The sequence below is a fragment of the Geodermatophilus maliterrae genome, assembly GCF_041018925.1.
Classification (GTDB): Bacteria; Actinomycetota; Actinomycetes; order Mycobacteriales; family Geodermatophilaceae; genus Geodermatophilus; species Geodermatophilus maliterrae.
Window position 1 is genome coordinate 1 of sequence record NZ_JBFNXQ010000074.1, and the last position, 24,983, is coordinate 24,983.

The window sequence follows — 24,983 nt, forward strand, 5'->3', positions numbered from 1 at the left end:
TGAAGTCCTCGGCGTCGAAGCCGCGGGCGGCCAGCGCCGGGGTGCCGATGCGCACCCCCGAGCTGACCATCGGCGGGCGGGGGTCGAAGGGCACCGCGTTGCGGTTGACCGTGATGCCGACGGCGGCGGCGAGCGGGCGGCCCAGCACCAGGTCGGGGACGGCCGGCGCGTCCGCGGTCCGGTCGGCGAGCACGGTCACGAGCATCCCTCCGCGGAGCTTGATCGTCACACTGGTATATCAGTCACCAGTACACTAGGCCGCCATCGAACGGCGGTCAAGGACGGCGGGATGCCGCCGTCGTCGGCGCGGTGCAAGCGGGAGCCGTAGCAGCCGCAGGTGGCGTGGACGGCGCGGGTGACGCGTCCCCGTCGTCGACGAACCGGGCCTCCGCGCCGGGGTGCACGCGCCAGCGGTGGGGGCGGAGAACACCGGTCGCAACCGTCGCCCCTGCCGATGGCCGCCGTCGAGCTCCCCTGCTGTGGGCGCGCGATGACCAGGGTCCCTGATCATGCAGCGTCCTCCCTCACCGCGGGACGTGAGGGAGGACGCTCGACGACCAGGTCACCTGATCATCGCCGGGCCGGGACGGCCGCCGGCTCAGTCGTCGAAGACCAGCGACGGGGTGTCGACCTTCAGCGTCTCCCCGCGGAAGAACGCCGGGTGCCTCGCCCGCCAGGCGAGCATGAACACCACGCCGGCCAGCAGCAGGCCGATCCCGATGACGAAGACGCTGCCGACGCCGAACACCGAGGACCCGCTGCCGTAGGCGGGGTCGAGGGTGTCGACCGCCGTCTGCAGGAACACCGCGGTGAGCATGAGCGCGCCCAGCAGGGGCAGGACGCCCTTGAACACCAGGTCCCGGGCACTGCGGCGCAGCTCGTGCCGGAAGTACCAGACGCAGGCGTAGGCGGTCAGGCCGTAGTAGAAGCAGATCATCAGGCCGAGCGCGTAGATCGTGTCGATGAGGACGTTCTCGCTGATCAGCGTGATCCCGACGTAGAACACCGCCGTGCCGACACCGGCGACCAGGGTGGCCGTCGATGGCGCCAGGAAGCGGGGGTGCACCTCGGCCAGGCGCTTCGGCAGCGCACCGTAGGTGCCCATCGCCAGCATGGTCCGGGTCGTCGGCAGGAAGGTGGTCTGCAGCGAGGACGCGGAACTGGCCACCACGGCGAGGAACAGCAGGAAGGCCAGTCCCGGGCCGAGCACCGGCCCGGCCAGCGCGGCGAACACGTTGTCCCCGGTGTCGGGGTTGCCCAGGCCGGTGCCCTCGTCGCCGATGCCCGCGTACATCTGGACGGCGATCGCCACGCCGACGTAGGTCACGATGATGACCAGCATGGTGAGCAGCGCTGCCCGGCCCGGGGTTCGGGAGCTCCCGGCGGTCTCCTCGTTGACCGTCAGGCAGGTGTCCCAGCCCCAGTAGATGAACAGCGACAGCGACAGGCCGGCGGTGAAGGCACTGAACGAGGTGATGGCGGTCGGGTCGAGCCAGGAGAGCTCGAAGGAGATCGCGCCCGGCGCGGAGCCGGCCTTGACCAGGGCCAGGACGGCGAACACCGCCAGCACCGCCATCTGGAAGCCGACGAGCACGTACTGCACGCGCTTGGTGGCCTCGACGCCGCGGTAGGTGACCCACGTGGCCAGCGCCACGAAGGCGACGCAGGTGAGGACGTTGACGAGGGTGTTGTCGCCCAGCGCGCCGACGGCCTCCGAGCCGGTGATCTCGCCGAGCAGCAGGTAGAAGAACGAGACGGCGACGCCGGCCAGGTTGGACAGCACGATGATCGTCGCCAGCAGCGCGCCCCAGCCGCAGAGCCACCCGACGTAGGGGTTGAACGCCTTGGTCGTCCAGGTGAACGAGGTCCCGCAGTCCGGGGCCACCCGGTTGAGCTCCCGGTAGGCGTAGGCGACCAGCAGCATCGGCAGGAAGCCGGCGAGGAACACCGCCGGCATCTGCAGGCCGACCTCGGTCACCGTCGGGCCGAGCGTCGCCGTCAGCGCGTACACCGGCGCGATGCTCGAGACGCCGAGCACCACGCTGGCCAGCAGGCCCACCGAGTTGGTGGACAGCCCCTTCGCCCGCAGATCGGCCTGCCGACCGGTCACCGGCCCCTGTTCCACCGCCATGCGGTCCTCCCTCGTCGCGCCGCCGGAGCGGCTCGCGTCAGCCGGCAGGTGTGCCGCGCCTCACAGGTCGACAGCCAGCCAGGATCCGGCTGCCGACGGAAGAGGACACGGTGTACACCCGGCGCGGACCCCGTCGACGTTCCGGCATGACCGTCACCCACGGATCCGAGCGCAGGGAGCATGCAGCACGACTGTTTCGTGTGGATGACGGTGTCACTCGTCTTGATTCCGTCGCTTGCGACCGTGCCGCAGTCGGCCGCGGCGCCGCACACCCAACCGGATGTCACATTCAGTGGTCAATGGCCCTGGACCTCATCGAATCCGTCGTTTATCGTCTTCGTCACCGCGGAATCGGTTGCAGGCGTACGCAGGGGTGCTGGTCCACCACCGCGCCCGCCCGCGACCGGCGCCGCGCCCACCGCCCCACCGGATGACGGATCGGATCTGACCCGATGACGCGCTACGGCGCCCAGTACGGCCCGGACATCACCTACCTCGGCATCGACCGGTGCGACCTCGGCGACCCGGCGTCCCTCGCCGGCGCCGACGTCGTCGTCCTCGGCGCGCCCTTCGACGGCGGCACCTCGCACCGCCCGGGCACCCGCTTCGGCCCGCAGGCGATCCGGATGACCGACTACCTGGCCCACGACGGCTCCCGGCCGAGCCTGGCGCTGCGCACCGACGGGCTGCGCGACCTGCGCGTGCTCGACGCGGGTGACGTCGAGATGTACTCGGGTGACATCGAGACCGCACTGGGCGCGCTGGAGGCCGCGGTCGAGACCGTCGCCCGCGCCGGCGCCATCCCGGTCGTCCTGGGCGGTGACCACTCGATCGCCTTCGCCGACGCCAAGGGCGTGGCCAACGTCCTCGGCCACGGCCGGGTCTCGATGATCCACTTCGACGCGCACGCCGACACGGGCGACATCGAGTTCGGCTCGCTGTGGGGTCACGGCCAGCCGATGCGCCGGCTGATCGAGTCCGGGGCGCTGCGTGGCGACCGGTTCCTGCAGGTCGGCCTGCGCGGCTACTGGCCGCCGCCGGAGACGCTGGACTGGATGGCGGCGCAGCGGATGCGCTCCTACGAGATGACCGAGATCGGCCACCGCGGTCTCGACGCCTGCCTCACCGAGGCGTCGGCGATCGCCACCGACGAGTGCGACGGCGTCTTCCTCTCCGTCGACATCGACGTCTGCGACCCCGGGCACGCCCCCGGCACGGGAACGCCCGAGCCGGGCGGCCTGACCGCCCGCCAGCTGCTGGACGCCGTCCGCCGGCTCTGCCTGGAGCTGCCGGTGGTCGGCGTGGACGTCGTCGAGGTCAGCCCGCCCTACGACCACGCCGACATCACCGCGGCGCTGGCCAACCGGGTCGTCCTGGAGGCGCTGTCGGCCATCGCCCGCCGCCGCCGCGACGCCCGCGACGGCACCCGCTGGGACCCCTCCCTCCCCCTGCTCGCGAACCGCCCCGACACCACCCAGGAGAACCCGTCATGACCCAGCTCGCGACGTCGTGCCACAGCTCCGGCGCGGCCGCCGGGCCCGCGGCCGCCGGCACCCCGCACCCGCTCGACCCGCTGAGCGCCGACGAGATCCGCGCCGCGGCCGGCATCCTGCGCCGCGACCGCGGGGTGGACGAGCGCTGGCGGTTCGCCTCCATCGAGCTGCGCGAGCCGGCCAAGGACGTCGTCCGCGCGTTCTCCCCAGGCGACCCGATCCGCCGCGAGGCCCGGGTGACCGTCTGGAGCCGCGACGAGGGGACGCCGCACAAGGCGGTGGTCTCGCTGACCGACGACGCCGTCGTCTCCTGGGAGGCGGTGCCCGGCGAGCAGGCGAACATGACCCTCGACGAGTGGCACGAGGCGCACGAGGTCCTCATCCAGCACCCCACCGTCGTCGAGGCGCTGGCCAAGCGGGGCATCACCGACCTCGACCTCGTCCTGATCGACACCTGGGCCTACGGCCACTCGCTGATCCCCCAGGGACTGCAGGACCGCCGGGTCGGCTGGACCGATGTGTGGCGCCGCTCGGTGCGCGGCGGCAACCCCTACGCCAACCCCGTCATGGGCCTGCACTTCGTCGTCGACCTCAACACGATGGAGCTGCTGCAGGTCGAGGACACCCCGCCACCGGCGCAGCCCGCCGTCATGGGCGAGTACGTGCCCTCGCTGGTGCCCGGCCTGCAGCAGCGCACCGACGTCAAGGCACTGGAGATCACCCAGCCCGAGGGCGTCTCGTTCAGCCTCGACGGCAACGAGCTGCGCTGGCAGAACTGGACGATGCGGCTGGGCTTCAACCACCGTGAGGGCCTGGTGATCCACCGGGTCGGCTACGACGGCCGGCCGATCGCGCACCGGATGTCGTTCGCCGAGATGGTCGTGCCCTACCGCGACCCGAGTCCCGACCACCACCGCCGCACCGCGTTCGACATCGGCGAGTGGGGTCTGGGCTTCATGACCACCTCGCTGAAGCTCGGCTGCGACTGCCTCGGCGAGATCACCTACGTCGACGCCGTCCTGCACGACACCCGCGGTGAGCCCTACACGATCGAGAACGCCATCTGCCTGCACGAGGAGGACGACGGCGTGCTGTGGAAGCACGTCGACGAGCAGGCCGGGGCCGAGGTGCGGCGGTCGCGGCGGATGGTCGTCTCGTTCCACGCCACGGTGGCCAACTACGAGTACCTGACCTACTGGCGCTTCTACCAGGACGGCACCATCCAGTGCGAGGTCCGCGCCACCGGGATCATGGTGACCAGCCCCTACGACGGCACCCCGCCGCCGTACGGCACCGTCGTCGACGAGCGCACCTACGCGCCGATCCACCAGCACTTCGTCGTGGCGCGGCTGGACATGGAGGTCGACGGCCCGGAGAACACCGTCGTCGTCACCGAGAGCGAGGCGCTGCCGGTGTCGGAGGACAACCCGTACGGGCTGGCGGTGGTGACGCGCAGCCGGCCGGTGGAGACCGAGTCGCAGGGGCGCCTGGACGTCGACTTCGCCACCCAGCGCAGCTTCAAGGTGGTCAACCGAACGAAGCCGAACCGGCTGGGGACGGCGCCGGGCTACAAGCTGTACCCCAACTCGGCGCTGCCCTCGATGGCCTCCGCGGACGCGGCGTTCCGGCAGCGGGCGCAGGTCATCGACCACCCGGTGTGGGTGAGCCGCTTCGACGAGGAGGAGCGCTGGCCCTCGGGTGAGTTCTGCAACCAGAGCCGCCGCGACGCCGGGCTGCCCGCCTGGCAGGAGGCCGACCGGTCACTCGTCGACACCGACGTCGTGCTCTGGCACGTGTTCGGCATCCACCACGTGCCGCGGCCCGAGGACTGGCCGGTCATGCCGGTCGACGTCGTGTCCTTCGAGCTCAAGCCGGTCGGCTTCTTCGACCGCAACCCCGCGCTCGACGTGCCCCCGGCCCCGGGCCACTGCCACTGAAGAGGACCCCTGCCCCCCGCCACTCGCCAGCTCGTGGCGGGACCCTGAAGGGGGCCGGGGACGGATGACGCAGCCGCTCGGCGCGGCGGCCCTGCCGCGGTTCCTCGCGCACAGCGCGGCGGGGGCCGCGGCGGGGTGCGCCGCGGTGCACGGGCTCGGGCTGGCTCTCGCGCCGCACCCGGACGCGGCTGGCACCGCCCTGCTCGCCGCGGCCTGCCTGGCCTGCGCGGTGCACCTGTGGCGCCGTCCGGGCCGGGCGGCGTGGGCGGCGCACGTCGTCCTGACGACGGCGATGCTCGCCGTCCACCCGCCGGTGCTCACTGCGCACCTGCACCACGCCGCGACCGGCCCGGTCGCGTGGGCTGGGCCGGTCGCGGGGCTGCTGGCGGTCGTGGCGCTGCTGCTGGCCGCGGTCCGCGGGTACGGCGCGGTGCACCGGCCCGCTGGGGTGTCGGCCACGAGCCGGCGAGTCCGGGCTGAGCGGCGCGGCCGGGATCGGCCGGCCGGCAGTCCAGCGCGGACGACCGCCGCCCGTGTCGAGCGTGGCCATGACGACGCCGTGCCGGGAATGGCTCCGCCGGTGCTCGGCTTCCGGCCTACGTGACGACCATCGGACTCATCGGCAGCGGGAACATCGGCAGCACCGTCGCCCGGCTGGCGGTCGACGCCGGCCACGACGTGGTGCTCAGCAACAGTCGTGGACCCGAGACCCTCACCGACCTCGTGGACCAGCTCGGTCCCCGGGCACGAGCGGCCACTGCGGCCGAGGCCGCCGCGGCGGGCGACATCGTCGTGGTGACCGTCCCGCTGAAGGCCTACCGCGAGGTGCCGGTCGAGCCGCTGCGCGGGAAGGTCGTCATCGACACCGACAACTACTACCCGGAGCGCGACGGGCACATCGCCGAGCTCGACGACGAGTCGACGACGACCAGCGAGCTGCTGCAGGCACACCTCCCCGAGTCGCGCGTCGTGAAGGCGTTCAACAACGTCTACGTCAGCCACCTCGGCAGCCTGCAGCGCCCGGCGGGGCACCCCGAGCGTTCCGTGCTCGCGATCGCCGGCGACGACCCGGCGGCCGAGCGGACGGTGACGGAGTTCCTCGACTCGATCGGGTACGACGCCTACGACGTCGGCCCGCTCGCCGAGGGCTGGCGCTACCAGCGCGACACCGCGGCCTACGTCCAGCCCTACGTGGTCCCCGGCACCGAGTACCCCACGTGGCCCGGGCGTCAGGTCACACCGGAGGTGCTGAAGGAGAAGCTGGACGCAGCCGTGCGCTACCGCGACGTGTGAGACCGCCGGGCGCTTGCGCCGGGGTGTCCTCGAAGCCGCCTCGTGTCCCTGATGGGGGCGGTTCAGGGACATCTACGAAGCGGCGAGATCCGGCGGGAGCGCTCGCTCGTCGAGGAACTCGACACCGAGGAGTCGGCCTCGTTCGTCGAAGTCCAGGACGATGTCATCGACATCCGGAACGGGGTTCTTGACGACCTGCTGGTGCACGGCCTCGCCGGCGCCGATCGCCCCGAACGCGAGGTAGCCGGCCCCTGCCTCCGAGTCCCACTCCAACGACATGACGGTGGGCCGGTCCTGCGCTGGCTTCTCCGAGGGCATGCCGGCCATCATGCCGACACGGCAGTGTCCCTGGGTGGCCCACTCCGAGTCACAGGGCCGCGGCGACCTGACCGTGGACACGTGGCCGAGAGACCGCACGTGGACTGGACTGCCGAGGAGTTGCAGGGCCTGTCCGAGCAGGAGCTCCGGTCCCGGCTGCTGTGACGCGGGCAGGCGCACCGGAGCGCCCACCGCGGGACACCGGAGCCCACCAGAGGGGTCCGTGTCCGGTTCGCTCAGTGCTGCCAGGTGAGGACCGGCAGGGCGTCGCGATCGGGCGACTCGCGGAACCCCGCCGTGGCGACCGATCCGCCGTGCGGCGGACGCGGCTGCGGTGCGCTGGTCGCGCACGTCGCTCGGCGGTCGTCAGGGGCCAGGACTCACCAGCCCGGCCTCGTAGGCGACGACGACGGCCTGGACCCGGCCTCGGACTCCGAGCTTGGTCAGCACGCGGGCGACGTGCGTCTTCACCGTGCCCGTGCCCACCACCAGCTGCTGGGCGATCTCGGCGTTGGACAGGCCGCGTGCCATCAGGACCAGCACCTCCCGCTCCCGGTCGGTGAGCTCGGCCAGCCGCGGGTCGCCTCGCGCCTGGGGCCGGGACCGCTCGACGAGGTCGGTCAGCAGTCGCCGGGTGATCTGCGGTGCGAGGAGGGCCTCACCTGAGGTGGCCGAGCGGACGGCGCTGACCAGCCGGTCGCGCGGCATCGACTTGAGGAGGAACCCGGCCGCCCCCGCCTTCAGCGCGGCGACGAGGGCGTCGTCGGAGTCGAAGGTCGTCAGCATGACCACGACGGTGTCGAGCTCGGGATCCGCGACGATGCGCCGAGCGGCCTGCAGGCCGTCGATGCCGGGCATGCGGACGTCCAGGAGAGCGACGGCGGGGTGGAGCTGTCGGCACAGAGCGACCGCCTCCGCGCCGTCGGCGGCCTCGGCGACCACCTCCAGGTCGGCCTCGGACTCCAGGATCATCCGGAGTCCCGCGCGGACGAGCGCCTCGTCGTCGGCGAGGAGGACGGTGATCACCGGTGTGCGGAGGCGACCGGGAGGCTGGCCGTCACCTGCCAGCCGGGGCGATCCCCGAGCGGTCCGGCGGCGAGCTGTCCGCCGAGCAGGCCCACCCGCTCCCGGAGGCCGACCAGGCCGCACCCGGACGAGCCGGTCGACCCTCCGGTCGCCGCGGTGCCGCCCGCGTCGACGACCTGGACGCGGAGGGCGCCTTGGTCACCACGCAGGGTGATCCGGACCGGTGCACCGGGGGCGTGGCGCAGCGCGTTGGTCAGCCCTTCCTGGATGACCCGGTAGGCGGTGGTGCTCACCGTCGCCGGCAGCTCGGGAGGCAGGTCGACCGCCCGCCAGTCCACGTCCGCGCCTGCGCCGCGCACCCGCTCGACCAGGTCCGCGACCTCGTCCAGCCCTCCTCCGCGGGGGTCCGCGTCGTCGTCCGCGCGGAGCACGTCGAGGACCTGGCGGACGTCGGCGAGTGCCGTCCGGCCGGCCGCCGCCGCCACGTCCAGCGCTTCGGCCGCCGCTCGCTCGCGGTCACCGAGCCGGGCCTGCGCCGCCTCGGTGTAGAGCAGCATGAGCGTGATGCCGTGCCCGATCACGTCATGGCACTCCCGCGCGATGCGTCGACGCTCCGCCGCGGTGGCCTCGGACCGGCGAGTCCGTTCCTCGAGGGCCCGCAGCTCCTCGGCGGCGAGGCGGCGTTCGGCGGCGATCGCGCGGTCCAGGTGCTCGCGGCCGAGGCGGGCCAGCAGCCAGAGTGCGACGGGGATGCCCGCGTTGATGACGATCTCGGCGATGTCCCTGCCCTCGGGCTGGGTGAGCGGGTAGACGACCGCGTCCGGCACCACGACGGCGACCAGACCGAGCGCCGCCGTCCGCCGGGAGTCGGCGCACCAGCCGACCGAGTAGGTCACCAGCAGGTAGACGACGAAGACGGCGGCCGACGGGGCGGTGCCGAGCGCGCCGGTCGCCGCCATCCCGACGCCGCAGACCGCGGCCGCCGGCGTCGGGCGCGTGCGCCGGAGCGCGACGGATCCGCAGATGCCGGCCAGGAGGAGGTGCTGCAGGACGGGTGGACCCTCGAGCAGATGGGCACGGGCGAACAGCTCGGCCTGGGTCAGCACGAGGAACACCGCGGCGAGGACGCCGTCCCGGACCGTCACCGGCAGCGCACGCCAGCGGGCGCGCGGTCGTCGCAGCCAGCCCTCGGGCACGGACAGATGCTAGGGAGCCGGACCCCCTCCGGACGTCTCCCGCGAGGCGGAGAGCGGATCTGCCGAGAGGCATACGCGGTCTCCGCTGTCCGGGGCGTCAACAGGGCCGCGCGACGGATCTGCCAGGACGTGGTCCCTCCCTAGCGTCCGTGCCACGTCAGCAGAGAGCCGACGCGGACCGACCGGAGGGCACCGACATGACCACCACCGCGCAGACCACCGACCGACGGCAGCGGACGGGGATCGGCGCAGCCGGCCTGGGCGCCGTGCTGGCCTTCGCCGGTTCGATCCTGTCCTTCCCGGACCCCCTGGGTGGGTCCGGGTCGGCTGCCGAGGCGGCGCGCCGGCTGGAGGGGACCGCAGTCGACCGGGCCGTGCTGCTCGTCGGCGTCTACGTCCTGCTCGCGACGGTCGTGCTCGCGGCGCTGACCGCAGCCCTGCCCGACCGCAGCGCCGCCCGGCGGATGGTGCCCGTCCTCGGGGTCGCCCACCTGTTCCTGTTCGCGCTGAGCGCGGCGGGCCTCGGCGCCGCCCGAGCTGTCGGTGACCTCCTCGGCGGGGTGAGCCCGGCCGCGTTGGAGGCCGGGCTGGTGGTGTCGAACGCGGCGTTCTCGCTCGCCCAGTGGGCCGGCGCGGCCTTCGGCGTCGCGGTCTTCCTCGCCTCGCGGTCCGCGGATCGGCTGCTGCGCGGGCTCGGCGTGACGGCCGTCGTGATCGCCCTCGGACTGCTGGTGCCGCCCGTCGCCTGGATCGTGCTCTACCTGACGCCTGTCTGGTTCGCCGTGACCGGCGTCCTGCTGGCGGTCCGGAACCGCTGATCGGGAGGGAGGCGCCGGACCTGGCGCGGGCCGCTCGACCGAGCCGGGCGGCCCACGCCGCTGCCCGGGCAGTCATCCGGACCGCAGGGCCGCAGCGCTGCGTGGTCAGGACCTGGTCGCCCTGGAGAGGCGTGGGGGACACCCTGCTCCCGGGCGCCTGACCAGTCCTCGGCCACTGCCCTGGTCCGCGACTCGTCCGCGAGAGCCGTCCGCGAGAGGCCGTGCGCGACCAGCGGCCCCTCGTGGAGGATCCGCAGGAGGCGCCGTGTACGGCGACGTCGGCGGTGGCCGACCACGCCGCCAGAACTCCCGACGTACAGGCGAACCCGTCCGTCGCCACGGGCCCGCAGCGGTCCCGTGACCTCCCACGTCGCCGCTGCGTGCGGTCCCCGGAGCTGCCCCGTCCCGGACGTCGATCGGCCGGCCGTCGCGGCGACTGCTACCTGGCGCGTCGGACCGTCCGCACGCCGAGCGCGACCGCGCCGATGACCAGCAGCACCCCCAGGCCCTGGAGGCCGGGTGAGTCGTCGGCCTCCCCGAGCACCACGGCGGTGACGCCGATGACGACGACGGCGAGGATGGCGACGACGGCGAGGAAGAGCTTCACGAGGTCTCCTGTGAGGGGCCCGATCCGCCGGTGATGGCACCGGTCGGTGGGTCGACGTGGGGAACGTGTCCGGTGCCTGGCACGCGTCGAGCGGGTCGCCGGGCGGACCGTCGAGCGCCTGATCGATGCGGTGTCCACACATCGAGTATCACTCATCATCTATCGACATTCAATGGATGTTGTCCTGTGGTGTCTCGACCACGGCGCGGAGCCCGGATCGGGACCGCCCGACCCGGTCGGCCCTCGAGAGGCGCACCCCGAGGCAGGGAGCGGCTCATCCAGGGACAGCGGCGGCGCCACGGTCGGCCCGGCCGCGGCGGCGACGACGGGACGGGGAGGGTCGGCGACACGGACAACGGCGCCGGTTGACGTCAGACTGGCGGGACGTCGTGAGAGGAGGGGCCATGACGAGCCGACTCGTTCCTGCCGCCGCGGGTGACACCTACGACCACCTGGGCCTGCGTCTCCGGATGCGTCTCACCGGCCGGGACACCGCGGGCAGCCTCGCGCTGATCGAGCACCTCGGGCGCCAGGGCACGGGCACGCCCCTGCACCGGCACAGCCGCGAGGCCGAGACCTTCATCGTCCTCGACGGCGAGCTCGACGGCTGGTCGGACGAGGACCACACGATCGTGTCGGCCGGCGACACCCTGCACCTCCCCTCGGGCAGCGAGCACGCGTATCGAGTCCGCAGCGACACCGCACGGTTCCTCCTGCTCATCACGCCGGCCGGCTTCGAGGAGTTCTTCGTGGCCGACGGCACACCCGGCGACCCCGACGCCGACCTGCCACCCGTCCCCGGACCTCCGCCGCCCGAGGCGGTGGAGCGGCTCGGGCAGGTGCTCAGCGACTACGGGGTGTCCATCACCGGTCCGCCGCCGACCCCCTGACGTCGACCGGCACGCAGCGCGGTCCCCCGAGGACGCCGCCTCCACCGTGGTGGACCTCAGCGTCATCGCGCTGTTCCTGCGGCGGCGCACCGGCGAGCGGCTGTCGTCCTGGGCTACGTCGTCGTGCCGGCGGTCGGCGCCGCCGTGGACCTGTGGCTGCTGAGCGACCTCGACGGCACGGCGATCACCCTCGGCCTGGTCCGGCTGGCCCTCGGCGTCGTGTACCTCGCCGTCCCCACCCGCGGCTCCCGGCAGGCGCCGCCCGAGGTCCAGTTCACCGACGAGGACACGTGGGGCACGGCGGTCCCGGCCGGGCGCTGATACCCGGACCGGGCGGCGGGGGCTCCGACGACCCCGGAGCCCCGTCGCCCGGGGGTCAGTCCTCGGGCAGCCGCACCGGGGCCAGCTCGTCGAACAGGTCGCCCGGTCCCGGGTTGTCCGGGTGGGTGCGCCCGCCGAGGTGGTGGACGACGCCCCACACCGCGTTGAGCGCCGTCTGCACCGCCCCCTCGGCCCAGCCGGCGGTCCACGAGATGTCGTCGCCGGCGAGGAACAGCCCGCGGTACTCCTCGGGCAGGTCGTCCTGCACGAAGTGGGTGAACAGCCGCCGCTGGTAGCGGTAGTGGCCGGGCAGGTTGGCCTTGAACGCGCCCATGAAGTCGCGCTCGGACTCCCACGACACCGTCACCGGCGAGGCGATGACGTGCCGGCGCAGGTCGACGTCGGGGTAGATCTCGCGCAGCGAGGCGAGCATGACCTCCATGCGCTCGGTCGCCGACAGCGGCAGCCACTTCAGCGAGTCGTCGGCCCAGGTGTAGCTCAGGCAGACCAGCCCCGGCTGCCCCTCGCCCTGGTCGAGCAGGTAGGTGCCGCGGGTCATCCGGTCCGACAGCGTCATGCTCATCCGGTGCCGGCCGGTCCGCGGGTCGACGTCCTTCCAGAACGGCCGGTCGACCAGGCAGAACAGCTTGGTCGAGCCCATGTAGTGGGTGCGCTCGATCGCCGTCCAGTGGTCGATCGGGAACAGCGACTCGTCGCAGACGATCCGCGAGAGCAGGTTCCAGCTCTGCGCGGTGAACACCGCCGCCTCGTAGGTGCGGATGCCGCCCGCGGCGTCGGTGACGGTCAGGCAGTTCGGTGCGGTGCGGTGCAGCCGCGTGACGGCGGGCAGGGGCCGCCCGCCGGGGTGCAGCGACGCCACGCTGGTGCCGGCCGGCCAGTGCGCCGGCGCCTCCACCGCGGCCCGCCACAGCCCGACCGGCACCTGCTGGCTCCCGCCCACGATCGACAGGTGGTCGTCGTCGGCGGCGGTGTAGACCACCCGCAGGATCTCGAGCACCGAGTTCGGGTAGTCGGTGTCCCAACCGCCGGTGCCGAACCCGACCTGCCCGAACACCTCGCGGTGCCGGAAGGACCGGAACGCCGGTGAGGCGGCGAGGAACCCGTAGAAGGTCGTGTCGTCGAGCTGCTCCACCAGCTCGTCCCACAGCACCTTGATCGCCTTGACGTCGCGGTCGCGGATCGCGGCCTGCATCGCCTCCAGGTGCGCGCGGCCGGTCAGCGTCTCGTGCCAGGCGTCGGCGACCTCGCGGTAGAGCGGCGGCAGGTCGTCGAGGGTGTGCGCGTAGTGCGTCTCGCCCTTGAGGTCGACCACGGTGCTGGGCGTGGCGACGTCCAGCGGGTTCGGGAAGCGCCGGGTCCGCAGGCCCAGCCGCCGCACGTAGGAGAAGAAGGACGTCGACGACGGCGGGAAGCGCATCGCGCCCATCTCGGCCACCACGCCCGGGTGTCCGTCGAAGCCGACCGAGCGCAGCCGGCCGCCGATCTGGTGCGCCTCGTAGACGACCGGCTTGAGCCCGAGCCGCATCAGCTCGTAGGCGGTGACGATGCCCGACAGGCCGCCGCCGATCACGGCCACCTCGGTGCCGTGCCGGGCCCGAGGGACCTCGCCCAGCCCGGCCGGGTGGGCCAGCCAGTCGTCGTAGGCGAAGGGGAAGTCCGGGCCGAACATCGTCAGCGGCCGGACCGGCCGCTCCTCGCCCGGCTCGTGGGCGGCGACGGGGATGGCGGAGGTCATGCGCGGTTCTCCGTGGGGTAGAGCTCGGGGCGGCGGTCGGTCAGGTGGGTGTTCACCCGGCGGGAGGCGGCGAGGACGGCGGGGTCGACGTCGGCGAGCAGGAGCTCCTCGCCCCGGCCGGCCCGGGCCAGCTCGGTGCCGTCGGGGGCGATGACGCAGCTGGCGCCGCAGTACACGAACTCCCCCTCCTCACCGGTGCGGTTGGCGTAGGCGACGAACACCTGGCTCTCGTAGGCACGGGCCGGCACGAGCACGGTGCCGACGTGGCCGTAGGGGTCCATCAGCCCGGTGGGGACGACGAGCAGCTCGGTGCCGGCCAGGGCGTGCGCGCGCACCGCCTCGGGGAACTCGACGTCGTAGCAGACCAGCAGGCCCACCCGGAGCCCGTCGAGCCGGAACTGCACGACGCCGACGTCGCCGGGCACGAAGGCGTCGCGGTCGACGTCGCCGTACAGGTGGGCCTTGGCGTACGAGGCGGGCAGGGCACCGTCGGAGTCGACGACCACGACGGTGTTGGCGACGCCGGCCGGGGTGCGCACCGGCAGCCCGACCGCGATCGCCAGCCCGTGCTCGGCCGCGATCGCGGCGACCCGCTCGGTCAGCGGCCCGGGCACCGGTTCGGCCAGCTCGGCGACCCGGTCGGCACCGATGGCGTAGCCCGTCAGCGACATCTCCGGGGTGACCAGCAGCCGGGCGCCGGCCGCGGCGGCCCGGCGGGCGGCGTCGGCGACGGCCGCCAGCCCCGCCTCCGGGTCCGGCGTCCGGGCCGGCCCCTGCAGGAGTGCGATGCGCACGGTCTCCCCCTCGTGTCCGGTCTCAGGCACCGGCCGACGGGGTCCGCAGCGCGGAGTGGCGGTACCCGTAGCCGACGTAGACGCCCAGGCCCACCAGCATCCACGCGAGGAACACCAGCCAGGTCGCCGAGCCCAGGCCGAGGACCAGCAGGACGCAGAAGGCCACGCCGAGCACCGGGGTGAGCGGGTACAGCGGCGTCCGGAAGGTGCGCGGCAGGTCCGGCCGGGTGCGGCGGAGGATCACGACGCCGATGTTGACCAGCGCGAAGGCGAACAGCGTGCCGATGCTCGTGGCGTTGGCCAGCTCGCCGAGCGGGACCATCCCGGCCAGCAGCGCGATCAGGACGCTGACGATGACGGTGTTGGCCACCGGGATCCGCCGGCGGGCGCTGACCTTCGAGAACACCGGGGGGACCAGGCCGTCGCGGGACATCGCGTAGAGGATGCGGGTCTGCCCGTACAGCACGGTGAGCACCACGCTGGCGATCGCGATGACCGCACCGATGGACAGCAGCACGGCCGTCCAGGTCTGCCCGGTGGCCAGCGACAGCACGTCGGCGAGCGCGGCCTCCGAGCCGCTGATCCGCGGCCACGGCACCGCGCCGACGGCGGCCAGCGCGACCAGGCAGTAGACGACCGTGACCACCAGCAGCGACAGCATGATCGCCCGCGGCAGGTCGCGGCGCGGGTCGCGGGACTCGTCGCCGGCGGTCGAGGCGGCGTCGAAGCCGATGTAGGAGAAGAAGGCCTGCGAGGCGGCGGCGGTGACGCCGGCGACGCCCATGGGGACGAACGGCGCGAGGTTGCCGGCGCGGAAGGCGGTGAAGGCGACCACGCAGAAGAACAGCAGGACGCCGACCTTGAGCACGACCATCGCCGTGTTGACCTTCGCACTCTCGCTGGTGCCGCGCAGCAGCAGCGCCATGGCGAGCAGGACGACCACGATCGCCGGGACGTTGACCACCCCGCCGTCGCCGGGCGGCGCGGACAGCGCCTCGGGCAGCACCGCGCCGACGGTGTTGGCGGCGAGGTCGTCGATGTAGGCGCCCCAGCCCACCGCGACGGCGGCCACCGAGACGCCGTACTCGAGCATCAGGCACCAGCCGCACACCCAGGCGACGAGCTCGCCCATGGTCGCGTAGGTGTAGGAGTAGGAGGACCCCGAGACGGGGATGCTGCCGGCCAGCTCGGCGTAGGACAGGGCCGAGAACAGCGCGGTCACCGCGGCGAGGACGAAGCCGAGCACGACCGCCGGTCCGGCCAGCGGCACCGCCTCGCCGAGGATGACGAAGATGCCGGTGCCGAGGGTCGCGCCGATGCTCAGCGCGGTGAGCTGCAGCAGGCCCATCGACCGGCGCAGGCCGTGCCCGCCCTGCTCCTCGTGCTGGGCGACGATGGCGTCGACCGGCTTGAGCCGGAACAGCTGGCTGCGGCGAGCCGGGGCCGCACTGCGGACCGGGCCGCCCGGTCCGGCGCTGACTGTGCTCACGGGTGCTCCTCTGCGGCCGTTCTGTGGTCTGGGTCGCAGCGAGCATCACCATCGGTTGCCCCATTGTCAACCATTGTTTCCTAGGTGGGTTGCCGCCCGGCGGACAGCGCGGGCGCGAACACCCACAGCACGCGGGTGACACCGTCGGTGCGCAGCGAGCGGAAGCCGTGCTCGGCGCCCGGCGAGAAGGTGAACGCGTCGCCCGGGCCGAGCCGGGTGACCTCGCCGGCCACGGTGACCTCGAGGTCGCCCTCGAGGACGAAGACGAACTCCACCTCGGCCGGTAGCGCGTAGGGCTCCTCGCCGCTGCCGCCACCGGGCGCGACCTCCGACAGGATCGCCTGCACCCGCCGCTCCCCCGCGGGCGTGAGCAGGTACTCGGTCAGCCCTCGGCCACCGAAGGCGATCGGGGGGTAGCTGCCGGCGCGGACCGCCTCGCCACCGGGTGCGGCCTCGAAGAGGCTGCCCGGCGAGATGCCGAGCGCGGCGCAGACCCGCACCAGGGCAGCCACCGAGGCGCTGGCCTGGTCGCGCTCGAGCTTGCTGAGGAAGCCCTTGGTCAGCCCGCTGGCCTCCGCCACGTCGGTCAGGGTCAGTCGGCGGGCCTGCCGGACGGCCTTGAGCCGCCCGCCGATGCGTGGCACCCCCGCCTCGGACACTGCCTCCATCGCCACCTCCCGGGTCCTCGCGGACACTAGTTCGCGCGAGGGTGTTGACAACAGGGAAACACGAGTTGACAGTGGCAGCCGACCCGGACGGGGGATCCGCCGTCCTCGCCGCAGCCCAGAGGAGCGCCCGTGCAGGAGCAGACCCCGATCGGTCCCGTGGACGGCACCCGGGTCCCCCGCTACGCCGGTTCGGCCACGTTCGCCCGGCTGCCGCGGCTCGACGAGGTCGCCCGTACCGACGTCGCCGTCCTCGGGGTGCCGTTCGACTCCGGGGTCAGCTACCGGCCCGGCGCGCGGTTCGGCCCCGCGCACGTGCGGGCGGCGTCGAGGTTGCTGCGGCCCTACAACCCGGCGCTCGACGCCATGCCCTTCGGCACCCAGCAGGTGGCCGACGCCGGCGACATCGGCGTCAACCCCTTCGACATCGGGGAGGCGATCGGGACCATCGACCGCGAGGTGACCGCCCTGCGGGCCGACGGTGCCCAGCTGCTCACCATCGGCGGCGACCACACGATCGCGCTGCCGATCCTGCGCTCGCTGGCCCGCGACCACGGCCCGGTGGCCGTGCTGCACTTCGACGCGCACCTCGACACGTGGGACACCTACTTCGGCGCCCCCTACACGCACGGCACGCCGTTCCGCCGCGCCAGCGAGGAGGGGCTGATCGACATGGAGCGCTCGCTGCACATGGGCATCCGCGGCCCGCTGTACAGCAAGCAGGACCTCGAGGACGACGCCGTCCTCGGCTTCCAGGTGATCCGCTCCGACGACTACGAGGTCGACGGCGTGCGCAGCCTCGTCGAGCGGATGCGCGCCCGGCTGGCCGGCGGCCCGGTGTACGTGTCGGTCGACATCGACGTCCTCGACCCCGCCCACGCCCCGGGCACCGGGACGCCGGAGGCCGGCGGGCTCACCAGCCGGGAGCTGCTCCACACGCTGCGCGGGCTGGTCGGGCTCGACGTGGTCGGCGCCGACATCGTCGAGGTGTCCCCGCCCTACGACCACGCGGAGCTGACCGGCATCGCCGCCGCCCACGTGGGCTACGAGCTGCTGTCGGTCCTGGCGCTCAACCGCGCCTGAGCCCGCCCGGCGGGGACGGTCAGGCCCCGCCGCCTCCCACGACCGCCGCGGCGACGACGAGGTCCTGCCAGGACATCCCGACGCTCGTGAAGACCAGCGGCCGGTCGGCGGGCACGGTGACCGCGCCGGTCACGACGTCGCGCACCGGCACGAGGCCGGCCGGGGTCATCGTGCCCTCGGCGATGGCCAGCACCACGTCCCCGGCCTCGCGCAGGGCGGTGGCGACGTCCTCCACGACCACGGTGGCGCGACCGAGCAGCGCGGCGTCGAGTTCTCGGGCGTCGGGCTCGTGCGAGCCGACGGCGACCACCACGACGTCGTCGCGCAGCAGGGCGGCGTCGAACACCGGCGACCGTGCCGAGGTCGCGCAGACGACGACGTCGGCCGACCGCAACGCCTCCTCGGCCGGCGGCGACCCGAGCGTGACGGCGTCGAGCGGTGTCCGGGACGGGTCGCGGACCAGGTGCGTGGCGCCCTCGATCGGGCGGACGGCGGCCAGCGTGGCGACGTGGCCGGTGGCCTGCGGGCCGGCGCCGACCACCGCGACCCGCAGCGGACGGTCCGGCAGCCGCGGGAGGACGGCGGCGACCGAGACCGCGGGGGTGCGCAGCGTGGTGAAGGACCCCGTCCTCCCCACCCCTCGCGAGCTCGGGGCGGGGCCCGGGACGGAGCCGGGCGGCCTGGACGCGGGGCAGCCCGCGGGCCGGGTCGTCCGGGGCGACGGTCACGACCTCCACCCCGGCCGCGGCCGCTGCCTCCGACGGCATCAGCAGGAACTGCCCGTGCGTCGGGCCGATCGGGATGCGGGGCGGGTCGGCGGCGGGATCGAGCCCGTCGCGCAGGGCGTCGGTGACGGCGCGGACCGCGGCAGCGGGTCCGAGCGCGGCGACGGCGTCCGCGTCGAGGGACCTCACCGCAGCCCGGACCCGGGGACCGTGGTCGCGGCCGTCGGCGGCAGCACGGGGGCGCTCAGAGACCGGAGCCGGCCGGTGCCGGGCCCTGCGGTCCGCGGGTGGCCCCAGGCGTAGGTCTGCTTCGCCAGCCCGAGGTAGAGGTGGGTCTCGGTGGACTCCACGCCGTCGACCCCGCGGATGCGGGCGACGACGTCGAGCAGCTGGTCGTCGTCCTCGCAGACCACCTCGACCAGCAGGTCGACCGACCCGGCGGTGATCACGACGTAGTCGACCTCGGTGAACGCGGCGATGCGCTCGGCCGCGGTCCGGGCGTCACCGCTGGTCCGCACGCCGACCATCGCCTGCCGCGAGAACCCCACCTGCAGCGGGTCGGTGACCCCGACGATCTGCATGACGCCGGCGTCGAGCAGCCGCTGCACGCGCTGGCGGACGGCGGCCTCCGACAGGCCCACCGCGGCGGCGATGCGGGAGTAGGGACGGCGGCCGTCCTCCTGCAGCTGCTCGATGATCGCGCGCGAGACGTCGTCCAGCACGAACTGTCTCCGGATGGTCACCCAGTCCCCCCGCCACCGGCACGTCGTCCCGGCGGACCCGGGCCATCGGATCGTAACGGGGCCGGGTGGTGACGTCGTGGCCCGTCAGGGTGGCTCGCCGCCACGCTTCGGACACCCACGGCCTCGGCTGACGACGGGATCCGTGGTCGTGACCGCCACCGGACAGCTCGTCGCAGCGCCCGGTCAGCCCGGGCGCGCCGGGACGAGGCGCACCGACCCGGACCTCCGCGCCCGCCGCCGTCCGGCACGAACTGCGACCCTGCGGGCGTGGCTCCCGACGCACCGGACCCAGAGGCGCCGCGGTTCGCTCGCGGGACACCGGAGTTCGACCGCGCGCTCGCGTTCTTCGACGGCACCTACGCCGTCGCGCTCACCCTGCTGGTCACCACGCTGGACGGCACGAACGTGCCGGGCGCCTGGGCCGACCTCGCCGCCCTGTGGGCGGTGGTCGGGAACCAGATCGTGGCCTTCTTCCTGGCCTTCGCCATCGTCGCCTTCTACTGGCGCTCCAACCACGCCTTCGTCGCGCGGCTGCACCACCTCAGCGGGCGCCTGATCACCGTGAACCTCGTGCTGCTCGCGTTCGTCGTGCTGCTGCCGTTCAGCACCGACGCGCTGGGGGAGCACCAGGAGCCGCTGGCGACGGCCGTCTTCGCCGGGAACGTCGCGGTGATCTCCTCGACGGAGGCGGTGATGTCCCTGCTGGCGTGGCGGACCGGGCTGTCGAGCGCGCCGCCGTCGCCCCGGCGGTCACGGCTCGAGCTGGTGCCCCAGCTCGTCCCCCCGGTGGTCTTCCTCGCGTCGATCCCGGTGGCGTACCTGGTCTCCTCCTCCGCCGCCCGGCTGTCCTGGCTCGCGCTCGCCGTCCTCGACCCCGTGGTCGGCATCCTGGTCCGCCGCCGCGCCCCCCTGGTGTGACCGAGCGGCGCCTGTGTCCCGTGAGCCGCCTCCGGGGACGAGGCGGTGGGTCCACGATCGGCAGGAAGCCCCTAGAAGCCCAGGGCCTGCCAGGTGGCGGGCCCGACGATCCCATCGGCCACCAGCCCGGCGCGGCCCTGGAAGTGCCGCACCCGAGCGTCCGTCCTCGGACCGAAATCCCCGTCGACGGCGAGGGGCGGGAGGCTCGGGTACCAGCGGTTGAGTGTCTCCTGGAGTGTCCTCACCGCATCGCCGGTGCTGCCCAGCCGCAGCACCGGCATGGGGGGCGGGGGCGGGGGTGGCGGTGTGGTGCCCTGCATGACCTGGTTGAGGCGGTCCACGGTCAGGCCGCCGTTGGCGGCCCACCACATCAGCTCGACGTGCCCGTGGTCGGTGTGTGGCGAGGACCCGGAGTACGGGCGCCAGTCCGGCGCGATCGAGGACCAGATCCGCCGGTCGTGGATGACACACTGGAGCCCGAGCTCCTGGGAGTTGAGGCGGAAGGTGTCCATCACCCCCCAGGACCAGTTGTTCCCGACGGGTGCCCCCAGGTCACTGGCGCGTCCCTCGGCATGGAGGCTGAGCACGGCTCCGCCACTCACCGGGCGACAGTTGTAGATGCCGAGGTTCGTCGCGCCGCGGTCCCCGTAGGCGCCGAGCCACCACGACACCAGGTTCCGAGCGCCCTGCGTGGGACCTCCGGTGCAACTGCGTGCGCCCTGGTATCCCCCGATCTGGATGGTCACCGCCCGGCGTCCTCCGGTGCGGGCACCGCATGTGACGCCGGCTCGACGTGGTCCGGGTCCTCCGGGTCCTCCACGGGGCCGGAGACGGGTTCGGCGCTCTCCCCATCGGCTCCGAGCGCCATCTCCGGGTCGACGTCGAGCTCGTTCGGCAGGCCGGGATCGCGGTCCGACACGAGGCACCTCCTCCATCTCGTCGGGGCCGGGTTCGCGGCGCGTTCCCCCGTCAGCGCCCCTCGGGAAGCGGGCACGTCCGCTCCGCGCTCCGTACTCTGCCCGCGTCGGTCAGCGGATGACCACGGTCCGTCGCCGCCGGTCCGGCTCGGCGCGCCGGCCCTCCGGCGCGGCCACCACGGGGAGGTCCGCGCTGCGCTACCGGGCGTGCGGGCCGAGGAGGCGTCCCCGCCGTCACGACACGACCGGACCCGGTGGCCGCGCACGGGAGCCACCCGCCGACGGTCCACGCGGGAGGTCGGTCGGGGTCCTCACCGGCCGGCACGCACAGCACGGGCAGGTCGGACAGGCGCAGCAGCTCGCGCGACACCGAGCCGAGGACGTCGCCGCGCAGCGGGCTCTCGCCGCGGGTGCCGGCGACGACCCGGCCGTCGTGCCGGTGCGCGGCGTCGATCGGCGCCTGTGCCGGCTTCCGGGACAGCACCTCGACGACCGTCCGGACGCCGGCTCCTCCGCCTCCTCCTCCGCGACCGCGTGCGACACCGCCGTCCGGCCCATCTCGGCGAGCGCCCGCCGGTGGGCCCGGAACTCCTCGCCCAGCCCGCCGGGCGGCTCGACGTCGTCCACGAGGACGAGGACTCGTCGGACCGGGTGGCTCATCGCAGGTCCTCGTGGACGGGGACGCGGTCGCCGGCGGTCCCCGGGCGCTCCTGCCAGTACCGGCTGTCCCTGGCCCGCCAGACGACCATCAGCACCAGGCCGAGGAGGAAGACCCCGACGCCGATCACCAGCGGCGGGCCGACGCCCAGCCACGCCTGGCCGGTGTAGGAGTTCTCCGGATCGGCGAGGTCGCGGATCGACAGCACCAGCAGCCAGACGAGCAGCCCGGCCCCCACCAGCGGCCCGACTCCGATGAGCAGGAACGCCGGGACGCTGCGGGTCAGCTGCCGGCGGTGGTAGACCGCGCAGGCGATGCCGGTCAGGGCGTAGTAGAAGGCGATGAGCAGCGACAGCGCGGTGATCGAGTCGAAGAGCGCGTTCTCGCTGACCAGGCTGACCCCGACGAACCAGACGCTGGCGATGACGCCGACCCACCACGTGGAGACGTCGGGAGTGCGGTGGCGCGGCGAGACGTGCCCGAACCGGCGGGGCAGCGCGTGCCGCCGGGCCATCGACAGGCCCGTCCGCGACGCCGGGAGGATCGTCGTCTGGGTGGACGCGATCGCCGCCGTGGCCACCGACAGCAGGACCACCCAGTCCCAGCCGCCCATGACCTCGGTGGACAGCAGGGCGAAGATCGCCTCCTCCTCGTCGGCGTTGTCGGCGAGGTACTCGGTGCCGGCGAAGGCGAGGACGGCGATCGCGACGGCCAGGTAGGTGACCAGCAGGACGAGGGTGGAGACGATCGCCGCGCGACCGGACGTCGAGGTGGAGCCGCGGGTCTCCTCGGTCAGGTTCACCGCCGACTCCCAGCCCCAGTACGCGAAGACGCCGAGCAGCAGTCCGCCGGACAGTGCTGCGCCGCCGGCGCCGAACGGGTCGAGCCAGCTCCAGCCGGGGTCGAGCCCGCCCAGCGGGCTGTCACCGGTCACCCCGCGGTGGATCGCGACCGCGGCGAACACCAGCAGGGCGACGGTCTGGGCGAGGATCAGCGCGTTCTGCAGCCGCGCGGACAGTTCGGTGCCGAGCACGCAGATCCACGTCATGAGCAGGACGAGCCCGACGGTCAGCACCAGGACGACGGCGGTGTTCTCGGCCAGCGAGTCGAGTCCGAGCGTGCGCAGCGTGAAGACGACGCCCACGTCGGCCAGCGACCCGATGACGAGGACGCCGGTCATCGTGATCGCCCAGCCGCCGATCCAGCCGGCCCACGGGCCCATCGCCCGGGTGACCCAGGAGAACGTCGTCCCGCAGTCGGGGTCGACCCGGTTGAGCACGGCGAAGGCCGAGGCGATGAGGAGCATCGGCACGAACGAGGCGAGCAGCACGCCAGGGGCGTGCACCCCGGTGAGCGCCACCAGCGCGCCGATGATCGCCGCCAGCGAGTAGGCCGGCGAGGTCGAGGCCAGACCGATCACGAGGGCGTCGAGGAACCCGATGGCGCCCGGGCGGAGGGTCGCCTCCTCCCCCGGGCGGGCGGCGGGGTCGGGAGGGTCCGGCTGCATGCGACGGTTATCGCAGCAGGTCAACCGTCGGACAAGGGTTCGGCCTTCGCGGACCTGTCCTGACCGCGGAACTCGTCGCCAGGGTGTCCGCCACCCGCGGAGGTGGTGATGCGCGTCCTGCTGGTCGGCGCCGGCGGTGTCGGCAGCGCGGTGACGGCGATCGTGGCGCGCCGGACCTTCGTGGAACGACTCGTCGTCGCCGACTTCGACCCCGCCCGCGCGGAGAAGGCCGTCGCCGCAGCGGGCGGTCCGCGGTTCCTCGCCGCCCGTGTCGACGCCTCCGACGAGGCCGGGGTCCGGGCCCTGCTCGCCGAGCACGGCTGCGACGTGCTGCTCAACGCGACCGATCCACGGTTCGCCATGCCGCTGTTCCGCGCGTCGCTGGCCGCCGGCGTGGACTACCTCGACGTGGCGATGTCCCTGTCGCGTCCGCACCCGGAGCGCCCGTACGAGGAGACCGGGGTCGAGCTCGGCGACGCGCAGTTCGCGCTGGCCCCCGAGTGGCAGGCGGCCGGGCGGCTGGCCCTGGTGGGCATGGGCGTGGAGCCGGGTCTCTCCGACGTGTTCGCCCGCTACGCCGCCGACCACCTGTTCGGCACGATCGACGAGCTCGGCGTCCGGGACGGGTCGGACCTGACCGTGCGGGGCCACGCGTTCGCGCCGTCGTTCAGCGTCTGGACCACGATCGAGGAGTGCCTCAACCCGCCGGTCGTGTGGGAGCGGGAACGGGGCTGGTACACCACCGAGCCGTTCAGCGAGCCGGAGGTCTTCGACTTCCCCGAGGGGATCGGCCCGGTGGAGTGCGTCAACGTGGAGCACGAGGAGGTGCTCCTCGTGCCGCGCTGGATCGACGCCCGCCGGGTCGCCTTCAAGTACGGCCTCGGCGCGCACGTCGTCCAGGTGCTCCGGGTGCTGCACGAGACGGGCCTGGACTCCACCACGCCGGTCCGCGTGGGGGACGTCGAGGTCGCGCCGCGCGACCTGGTCGCCGCGGCACTGCCGGACCCGGCCTCGCTGGGCGCGCTGATGACCGGGAGGACCTGCGCGGGCCTGTGGGTGAGCGGCACGGGCACCGACGGGCGGCCGCGGCAGGTGTTCCTGGCCCGGAGGCCTTCGACGCGGTGCCCTTCCTCGAGCTGCTGACCGCCTACGGTTCCCCCTGGGGGATGCGCGGGGGCGGCTGAGGAAGGACCCCCGGCCCCGGCCGGTCAGGCCCCCCCCTGCAGGGTCCCGCCGCGAGCCTGCGAGCGGTGGGGGGCAGGGGGGTCCTTCGTCAGCCGACGACCTCCACCAGCCGGCGCAGCTCGGCGGCCACCACGCCCGCCCGGGCCAGCACGTCGTCGCGGGCGGACGCGGCCTGCTCGCGGACGGCGGTGAAGCGGGCCAGCGCGGTCGCGTGCCGGTGGGCGAAGGCGTCCGCGTCGCCGTCGGCGTCCCGCAGCAGCGCCGCCACGAGGGCCCACCGCAGCCGGTCGACCTCGTCGTGCAGCGCCGCGCGGGCGGCGACGCCCCAGTGCGAGATGCCCGCCTGCTCGGCGGTCCAGGCCTGCACCCGCGGCAGCTCCAGCAGGCGCTCGACGGCGGCGTCGGCCTCGACCACCCGGCCGGTGCCGACCCCCGCGGCGCGGGCCACGCCGGCCAGGTCCACCAGGTCGGCCTGGCAGCCGAGGACGGCGACCCGCGCGGCGAGCTCCGGAC

At 73.8% G+C, this 24,983-nt stretch carries 25 protein-coding genes and 2 pseudogenes; 10 read left to right on the forward strand and 17 right to left on the reverse strand.

Annotation, left to right across the window (positions count from 1 at the left end):
- Positions 1 to 121 (reverse strand): annotated as a pseudogene (locus tag ABQ292_RS19230) (hypothetical protein); the annotation flags it as partial.
- Between the two features lie 477 nt (positions 122 to 598).
- A complete protein-coding gene (locus tag ABQ292_RS19235) occupies positions 599 to 2,131 on the reverse strand; it encodes an APC family permease (protein WP_369209325.1) in 1,533 nt (510 codons plus the stop codon).
- A 452-nt stretch (positions 2,132 to 2,583) separates the two neighbouring features.
- Here ABQ292_RS19235 and speB (ABQ292_RS19240) point away from each other — a divergent pair, with 452 nt between their 5' ends.
- The 4 genes from speB (ABQ292_RS19240) to ABQ292_RS19255 all read left to right on the forward strand — a co-directional run bounded on the left by speB (ABQ292_RS19240) (position 2,584) and on the right by ABQ292_RS19255 (position 6,854).
- Complete coding sequence (gene speB, locus ABQ292_RS19240) at positions 2,584 to 3,624, forward strand: agmatinase (protein ID WP_369209326.1); 1,041 nt, start codon at positions 2,584 to 2,586, stop codon at positions 3,622 to 3,624.
- Positions 3,621 to 5,561, forward strand: coding sequence for a primary-amine oxidase (locus ABQ292_RS19245; RefSeq protein WP_369209327.1), 1,941 nt, complete (start codon positions 3,621 to 3,623; stop codon positions 5,559 to 5,561). Before speB (ABQ292_RS19240) ends, ABQ292_RS19245 begins: the two co-directional genes overlap by 4 nt.
- Positions 5,562 to 5,625: 64 nt before the next feature.
- Positions 5,626 to 6,165, forward strand: a complete 540-nt coding sequence (locus ABQ292_RS19250) for a hypothetical protein (RefSeq protein WP_369209328.1) — start codon at positions 5,626 to 5,628, stop codon at positions 6,163 to 6,165.
- Complete coding sequence (locus ABQ292_RS19255; protein ID WP_369209329.1) at positions 6,162 to 6,854, forward strand: NADPH-dependent F420 reductase; 693 nt, start codon at positions 6,162 to 6,164, stop codon at positions 6,852 to 6,854. Before ABQ292_RS19250 ends, ABQ292_RS19255 begins: the two co-directional genes overlap by 4 nt.
- Positions 6,855 to 6,926: 72 nt before the next feature.
- Here ABQ292_RS19255 and ABQ292_RS19260 read toward each other — a convergent pair whose 3' ends face one another.
- From ABQ292_RS19260 to ABQ292_RS19270, 3 genes are all read right to left on the reverse strand, one after another.
- Complete coding sequence (locus ABQ292_RS19260; RefSeq protein WP_369209330.1) at positions 6,927 to 7,184, reverse strand: DUF2283 domain-containing protein; 258 nt, start codon at positions 7,182 to 7,184, stop codon at positions 6,927 to 6,929.
- A gap of 354 nt (positions 7,185 to 7,538) precedes the next feature.
- Positions 7,539 to 8,198 carry a response regulator gene (locus ABQ292_RS19265; protein WP_369209331.1) on the reverse strand — a complete coding sequence of 220 codons (660 nt, stop codon included), beginning with the start codon at positions 8,196 to 8,198 and terminating at the stop codon, positions 7,539 to 7,541.
- Positions 8,195 to 9,394 carry a sensor histidine kinase gene (locus ABQ292_RS19270; RefSeq protein ID WP_369209332.1) on the reverse strand — a complete coding sequence of 400 codons (1,200 nt, stop codon included), beginning with the start codon at positions 9,392 to 9,394 and terminating at the stop codon, positions 8,195 to 8,197. The genes ABQ292_RS19265 and ABQ292_RS19270 overlap by 4 nt, the downstream gene beginning before the upstream one ends.
- Positions 9,395 to 9,591: 197 nt before the next feature.
- Here ABQ292_RS19270 and ABQ292_RS19275 point away from each other — a divergent pair, with 197 nt between their 5' ends.
- Positions 9,592 to 10,212 (forward strand): hypothetical protein, encoded by a 621-nt coding sequence (locus tag ABQ292_RS19275; RefSeq protein WP_369209333.1) that lies wholly within the window; start codon positions 9,592 to 9,594, stop codon positions 10,210 to 10,212.
- Positions 10,213 to 10,651: 439 nt separating this feature from the next.
- Here the strand turns inward: ABQ292_RS19275 and ABQ292_RS19280 are convergent, their stop codons facing one another.
- Complete coding sequence (locus ABQ292_RS19280) at positions 10,652 to 10,819, reverse strand: hypothetical protein (protein WP_369209334.1); 168 nt, start codon at positions 10,817 to 10,819, stop codon at positions 10,652 to 10,654.
- A 404-nt stretch (positions 10,820 to 11,223) separates the two neighbouring features.
- On the opposite strand from ABQ292_RS19280, the gene ABQ292_RS19285 reads away from it, so the two are divergent.
- Together ABQ292_RS19285 and ABQ292_RS19290 are read left to right on the forward strand one after the other, a co-directional pair.
- Positions 11,224 to 11,709 carry a cupin domain-containing protein gene (locus ABQ292_RS19285; protein ID WP_369209335.1) on the forward strand — a complete coding sequence of 162 codons (486 nt, stop codon included), beginning with the start codon at positions 11,224 to 11,226 and terminating at the stop codon, positions 11,707 to 11,709.
- 123 nt (positions 11,710 to 11,832) lie between these two features.
- On the forward strand, positions 11,833 to 12,030 hold the full coding sequence (locus tag ABQ292_RS19290; protein ID WP_369209336.1) for a hypothetical protein: 198 nt from the start codon (positions 11,833 to 11,835) through the stop codon (positions 12,028 to 12,030).
- A 55-nt stretch (positions 12,031 to 12,085) separates the two neighbouring features.
- On the opposite strand, the gene ABQ292_RS19295 is transcribed toward ABQ292_RS19290, so the two are convergent.
- The 4 genes from ABQ292_RS19295 to ABQ292_RS19310 all read right to left on the reverse strand — a co-directional run bounded on the left by ABQ292_RS19295 (position 12,086) and on the right by ABQ292_RS19310 (position 16,737).
- Positions 12,086 to 13,786, reverse strand: a complete 1,701-nt coding sequence (locus tag ABQ292_RS19295; RefSeq protein ID WP_369209337.1) for a flavin monoamine oxidase family protein — start codon at positions 13,784 to 13,786, stop codon at positions 12,086 to 12,088.
- The gene (locus ABQ292_RS19300; protein ID WP_369209338.1) at positions 13,783 to 14,580 is read right to left on the reverse strand and encodes a carbon-nitrogen hydrolase family protein; all 798 of its coding nucleotides are present in this window, start codon (positions 14,578 to 14,580) and stop codon (positions 13,783 to 13,785) included. The genes ABQ292_RS19295 and ABQ292_RS19300 overlap by 4 nt, the downstream gene beginning before the upstream one ends.
- 22 nt (positions 14,581 to 14,602) lie before the next feature.
- Positions 14,603 to 16,069: an amino acid permease gene (locus ABQ292_RS19305; protein ID WP_369209339.1), complete on the reverse strand. Its 1,467-nt coding sequence runs from the start codon at positions 16,067 to 16,069 to the stop codon at positions 14,603 to 14,605.
- Between the two features lie 80 nt (positions 16,070 to 16,149).
- Positions 16,150 to 16,737: a helix-turn-helix domain-containing protein gene (locus ABQ292_RS19310; RefSeq protein WP_369209349.1), complete on the reverse strand. Its 588-nt coding sequence runs from the start codon at positions 16,735 to 16,737 to the stop codon at positions 16,150 to 16,152.
- Between the two features lie 129 nt (positions 16,738 to 16,866).
- On the opposite strand from ABQ292_RS19310, the gene speB (ABQ292_RS19315) reads away from it, so the two are divergent.
- Positions 16,867 to 17,817: an agmatinase gene (gene speB / locus ABQ292_RS19315; protein WP_369209340.1), complete on the forward strand. Its 951-nt coding sequence runs from the start codon at positions 16,867 to 16,869 to the stop codon at positions 17,815 to 17,817.
- Between the two features lie 19 nt (positions 17,818 to 17,836).
- Here speB (ABQ292_RS19315) and ABQ292_RS19320 read toward each other — a convergent pair whose 3' ends face one another.
- Both ABQ292_RS19320 and ABQ292_RS19325 read right to left on the reverse strand, forming a co-directional pair.
- Positions 17,837 to 18,454 carry a hypothetical protein gene (locus ABQ292_RS19320; RefSeq protein WP_369209341.1) on the reverse strand — a complete coding sequence of 206 codons (618 nt, stop codon included), beginning with the start codon at positions 18,452 to 18,454 and terminating at the stop codon, positions 17,837 to 17,839.
- Positions 18,455 to 18,727: 273 nt separating this feature from the next.
- Positions 18,728 to 19,285, reverse strand: coding sequence for an Lrp/AsnC family transcriptional regulator (locus ABQ292_RS19325; protein ID WP_369209342.1), 558 nt, complete (start codon positions 19,283 to 19,285; stop codon positions 18,728 to 18,730).
- Positions 19,286 to 19,552: 267 nt separating this feature from the next.
- On the opposite strand from ABQ292_RS19325, the gene ABQ292_RS19330 reads away from it, so the two are divergent.
- Positions 19,553 to 20,203 carry a TMEM175 family protein gene (locus ABQ292_RS19330; protein WP_369209343.1) on the forward strand — a complete coding sequence of 217 codons (651 nt, stop codon included), beginning with the start codon at positions 19,553 to 19,555 and terminating at the stop codon, positions 20,201 to 20,203.
- 71 nt (positions 20,204 to 20,274) lie between these two features.
- On the opposite strand, the gene ABQ292_RS19335 is transcribed toward ABQ292_RS19330, so the two are convergent.
- The 4 genes and pseudogenes from ABQ292_RS19335 to ABQ292_RS19350 form a co-directional block, all read right to left on the reverse strand.
- Positions 20,275 to 20,949, reverse strand: a complete 675-nt coding sequence (locus ABQ292_RS19335; protein WP_369209344.1) for a peptidoglycan-binding domain-containing protein — start codon at positions 20,947 to 20,949, stop codon at positions 20,275 to 20,277.
- Positions 20,946 to 21,122: a hypothetical protein gene (locus tag ABQ292_RS19340; RefSeq protein ID WP_369209345.1), complete on the reverse strand. Its 177-nt coding sequence runs from the start codon at positions 21,120 to 21,122 to the stop codon at positions 20,946 to 20,948. The genes ABQ292_RS19335 and ABQ292_RS19340 overlap by 4 nt, the downstream gene beginning before the upstream one ends.
- A gap of 50 nt (positions 21,123 to 21,172) precedes the next feature.
- A pseudogene (locus ABQ292_RS19345) lies at positions 21,173 to 21,616 on the reverse strand (universal stress protein); the annotation flags it as partial.
- Between the two features lie 160 nt (positions 21,617 to 21,776).
- Positions 21,777 to 23,285 carry an APC family permease gene (locus ABQ292_RS19350; protein ID WP_369209346.1) on the reverse strand — a complete coding sequence of 503 codons (1,509 nt, stop codon included), beginning with the start codon at positions 23,283 to 23,285 and terminating at the stop codon, positions 21,777 to 21,779.
- 108 nt (positions 23,286 to 23,393) lie between these two features.
- On the opposite strand from ABQ292_RS19350, the gene ABQ292_RS19355 reads away from it, so the two are divergent.
- Positions 23,394 to 24,428, forward strand: coding sequence for a saccharopine dehydrogenase family protein (locus ABQ292_RS19355; RefSeq protein WP_369209347.1), 1,035 nt, complete (start codon positions 23,394 to 23,396; stop codon positions 24,426 to 24,428).
- A gap of 130 nt (positions 24,429 to 24,558) precedes the next feature.
- Here the strand turns inward: ABQ292_RS19355 and ABQ292_RS19360 are convergent.
- Positions 24,559 to 24,983, reverse strand: a 425-nt coding sequence (locus tag ABQ292_RS19360) for a hypothetical protein (protein WP_369209348.1), incomplete at its 5' end; no start/stop codon positions are given.

What these genes read in the sequence shown, in the direction of transcription:
- ABQ292_RS19310 (WP_369209349.1), bottom strand. Translation starts at nt 16,737, where the DNA reads ATGGAGGCAGTGTCCGAGGCGGGGGTGCCACGCATCGGCGGGCGGCTC.
- ABQ292_RS19245 (WP_369209327.1), top strand. Translation starts at nt 3,621, where the DNA reads ATGACCCAGCTCGCGACGTCGTGCCACAGCTCCGGCGCGGCCGCCGGG.
- ABQ292_RS19275 (WP_369209333.1), top strand. Translation starts at nt 9,592, where the DNA reads ATGACCACCACCGCGCAGACCACCGACCGACGGCAGCGGACGGGGATC.
- ABQ292_RS19250 (WP_369209328.1), top strand. Translation starts at nt 5,626, where the DNA reads ATGACGCAGCCGCTCGGCGCGGCGGCCCTGCCGCGGTTCCTCGCGCAC.
- ABQ292_RS19350 (WP_369209346.1), bottom strand. Translation starts at nt 23,285, where the DNA reads ATGCAGCCGGACCCTCCCGACCCCGCCGCCCGCCCGGGGGAGGAGGCG.
- ABQ292_RS19295 (WP_369209337.1), bottom strand. Translation starts at nt 13,786, where the DNA reads ATGACCTCCGCCATCCCCGTCGCCGCCCACGAGCCGGGCGAGGAGCGG.
- ABQ292_RS19235 (WP_369209325.1), bottom strand. Translation starts at nt 2,131, where the DNA reads ATGGCGGTGGAACAGGGGCCGGTGACCGGTCGGCAGGCCGATCTGCGG.
- ABQ292_RS19260 (WP_369209330.1), bottom strand. Translation starts at nt 7,184, where the DNA reads ATGATGGCCGGCATGCCCTCGGAGAAGCCAGCGCAGGACCGGCCCACC.
- ABQ292_RS19355 (WP_369209347.1), top strand. Translation starts at nt 23,394, where the DNA reads ATGCGCGTCCTGCTGGTCGGCGCCGGCGGTGTCGGCAGCGCGGTGACG.
- speB (WP_369209326.1), top strand. Translation starts at nt 2,584, where the DNA reads ATGACGCGCTACGGCGCCCAGTACGGCCCGGACATCACCTACCTCGGC.
- ABQ292_RS19285 (WP_369209335.1), top strand. Translation starts at nt 11,224, where the DNA reads ATGACGAGCCGACTCGTTCCTGCCGCCGCGGGTGACACCTACGACCAC.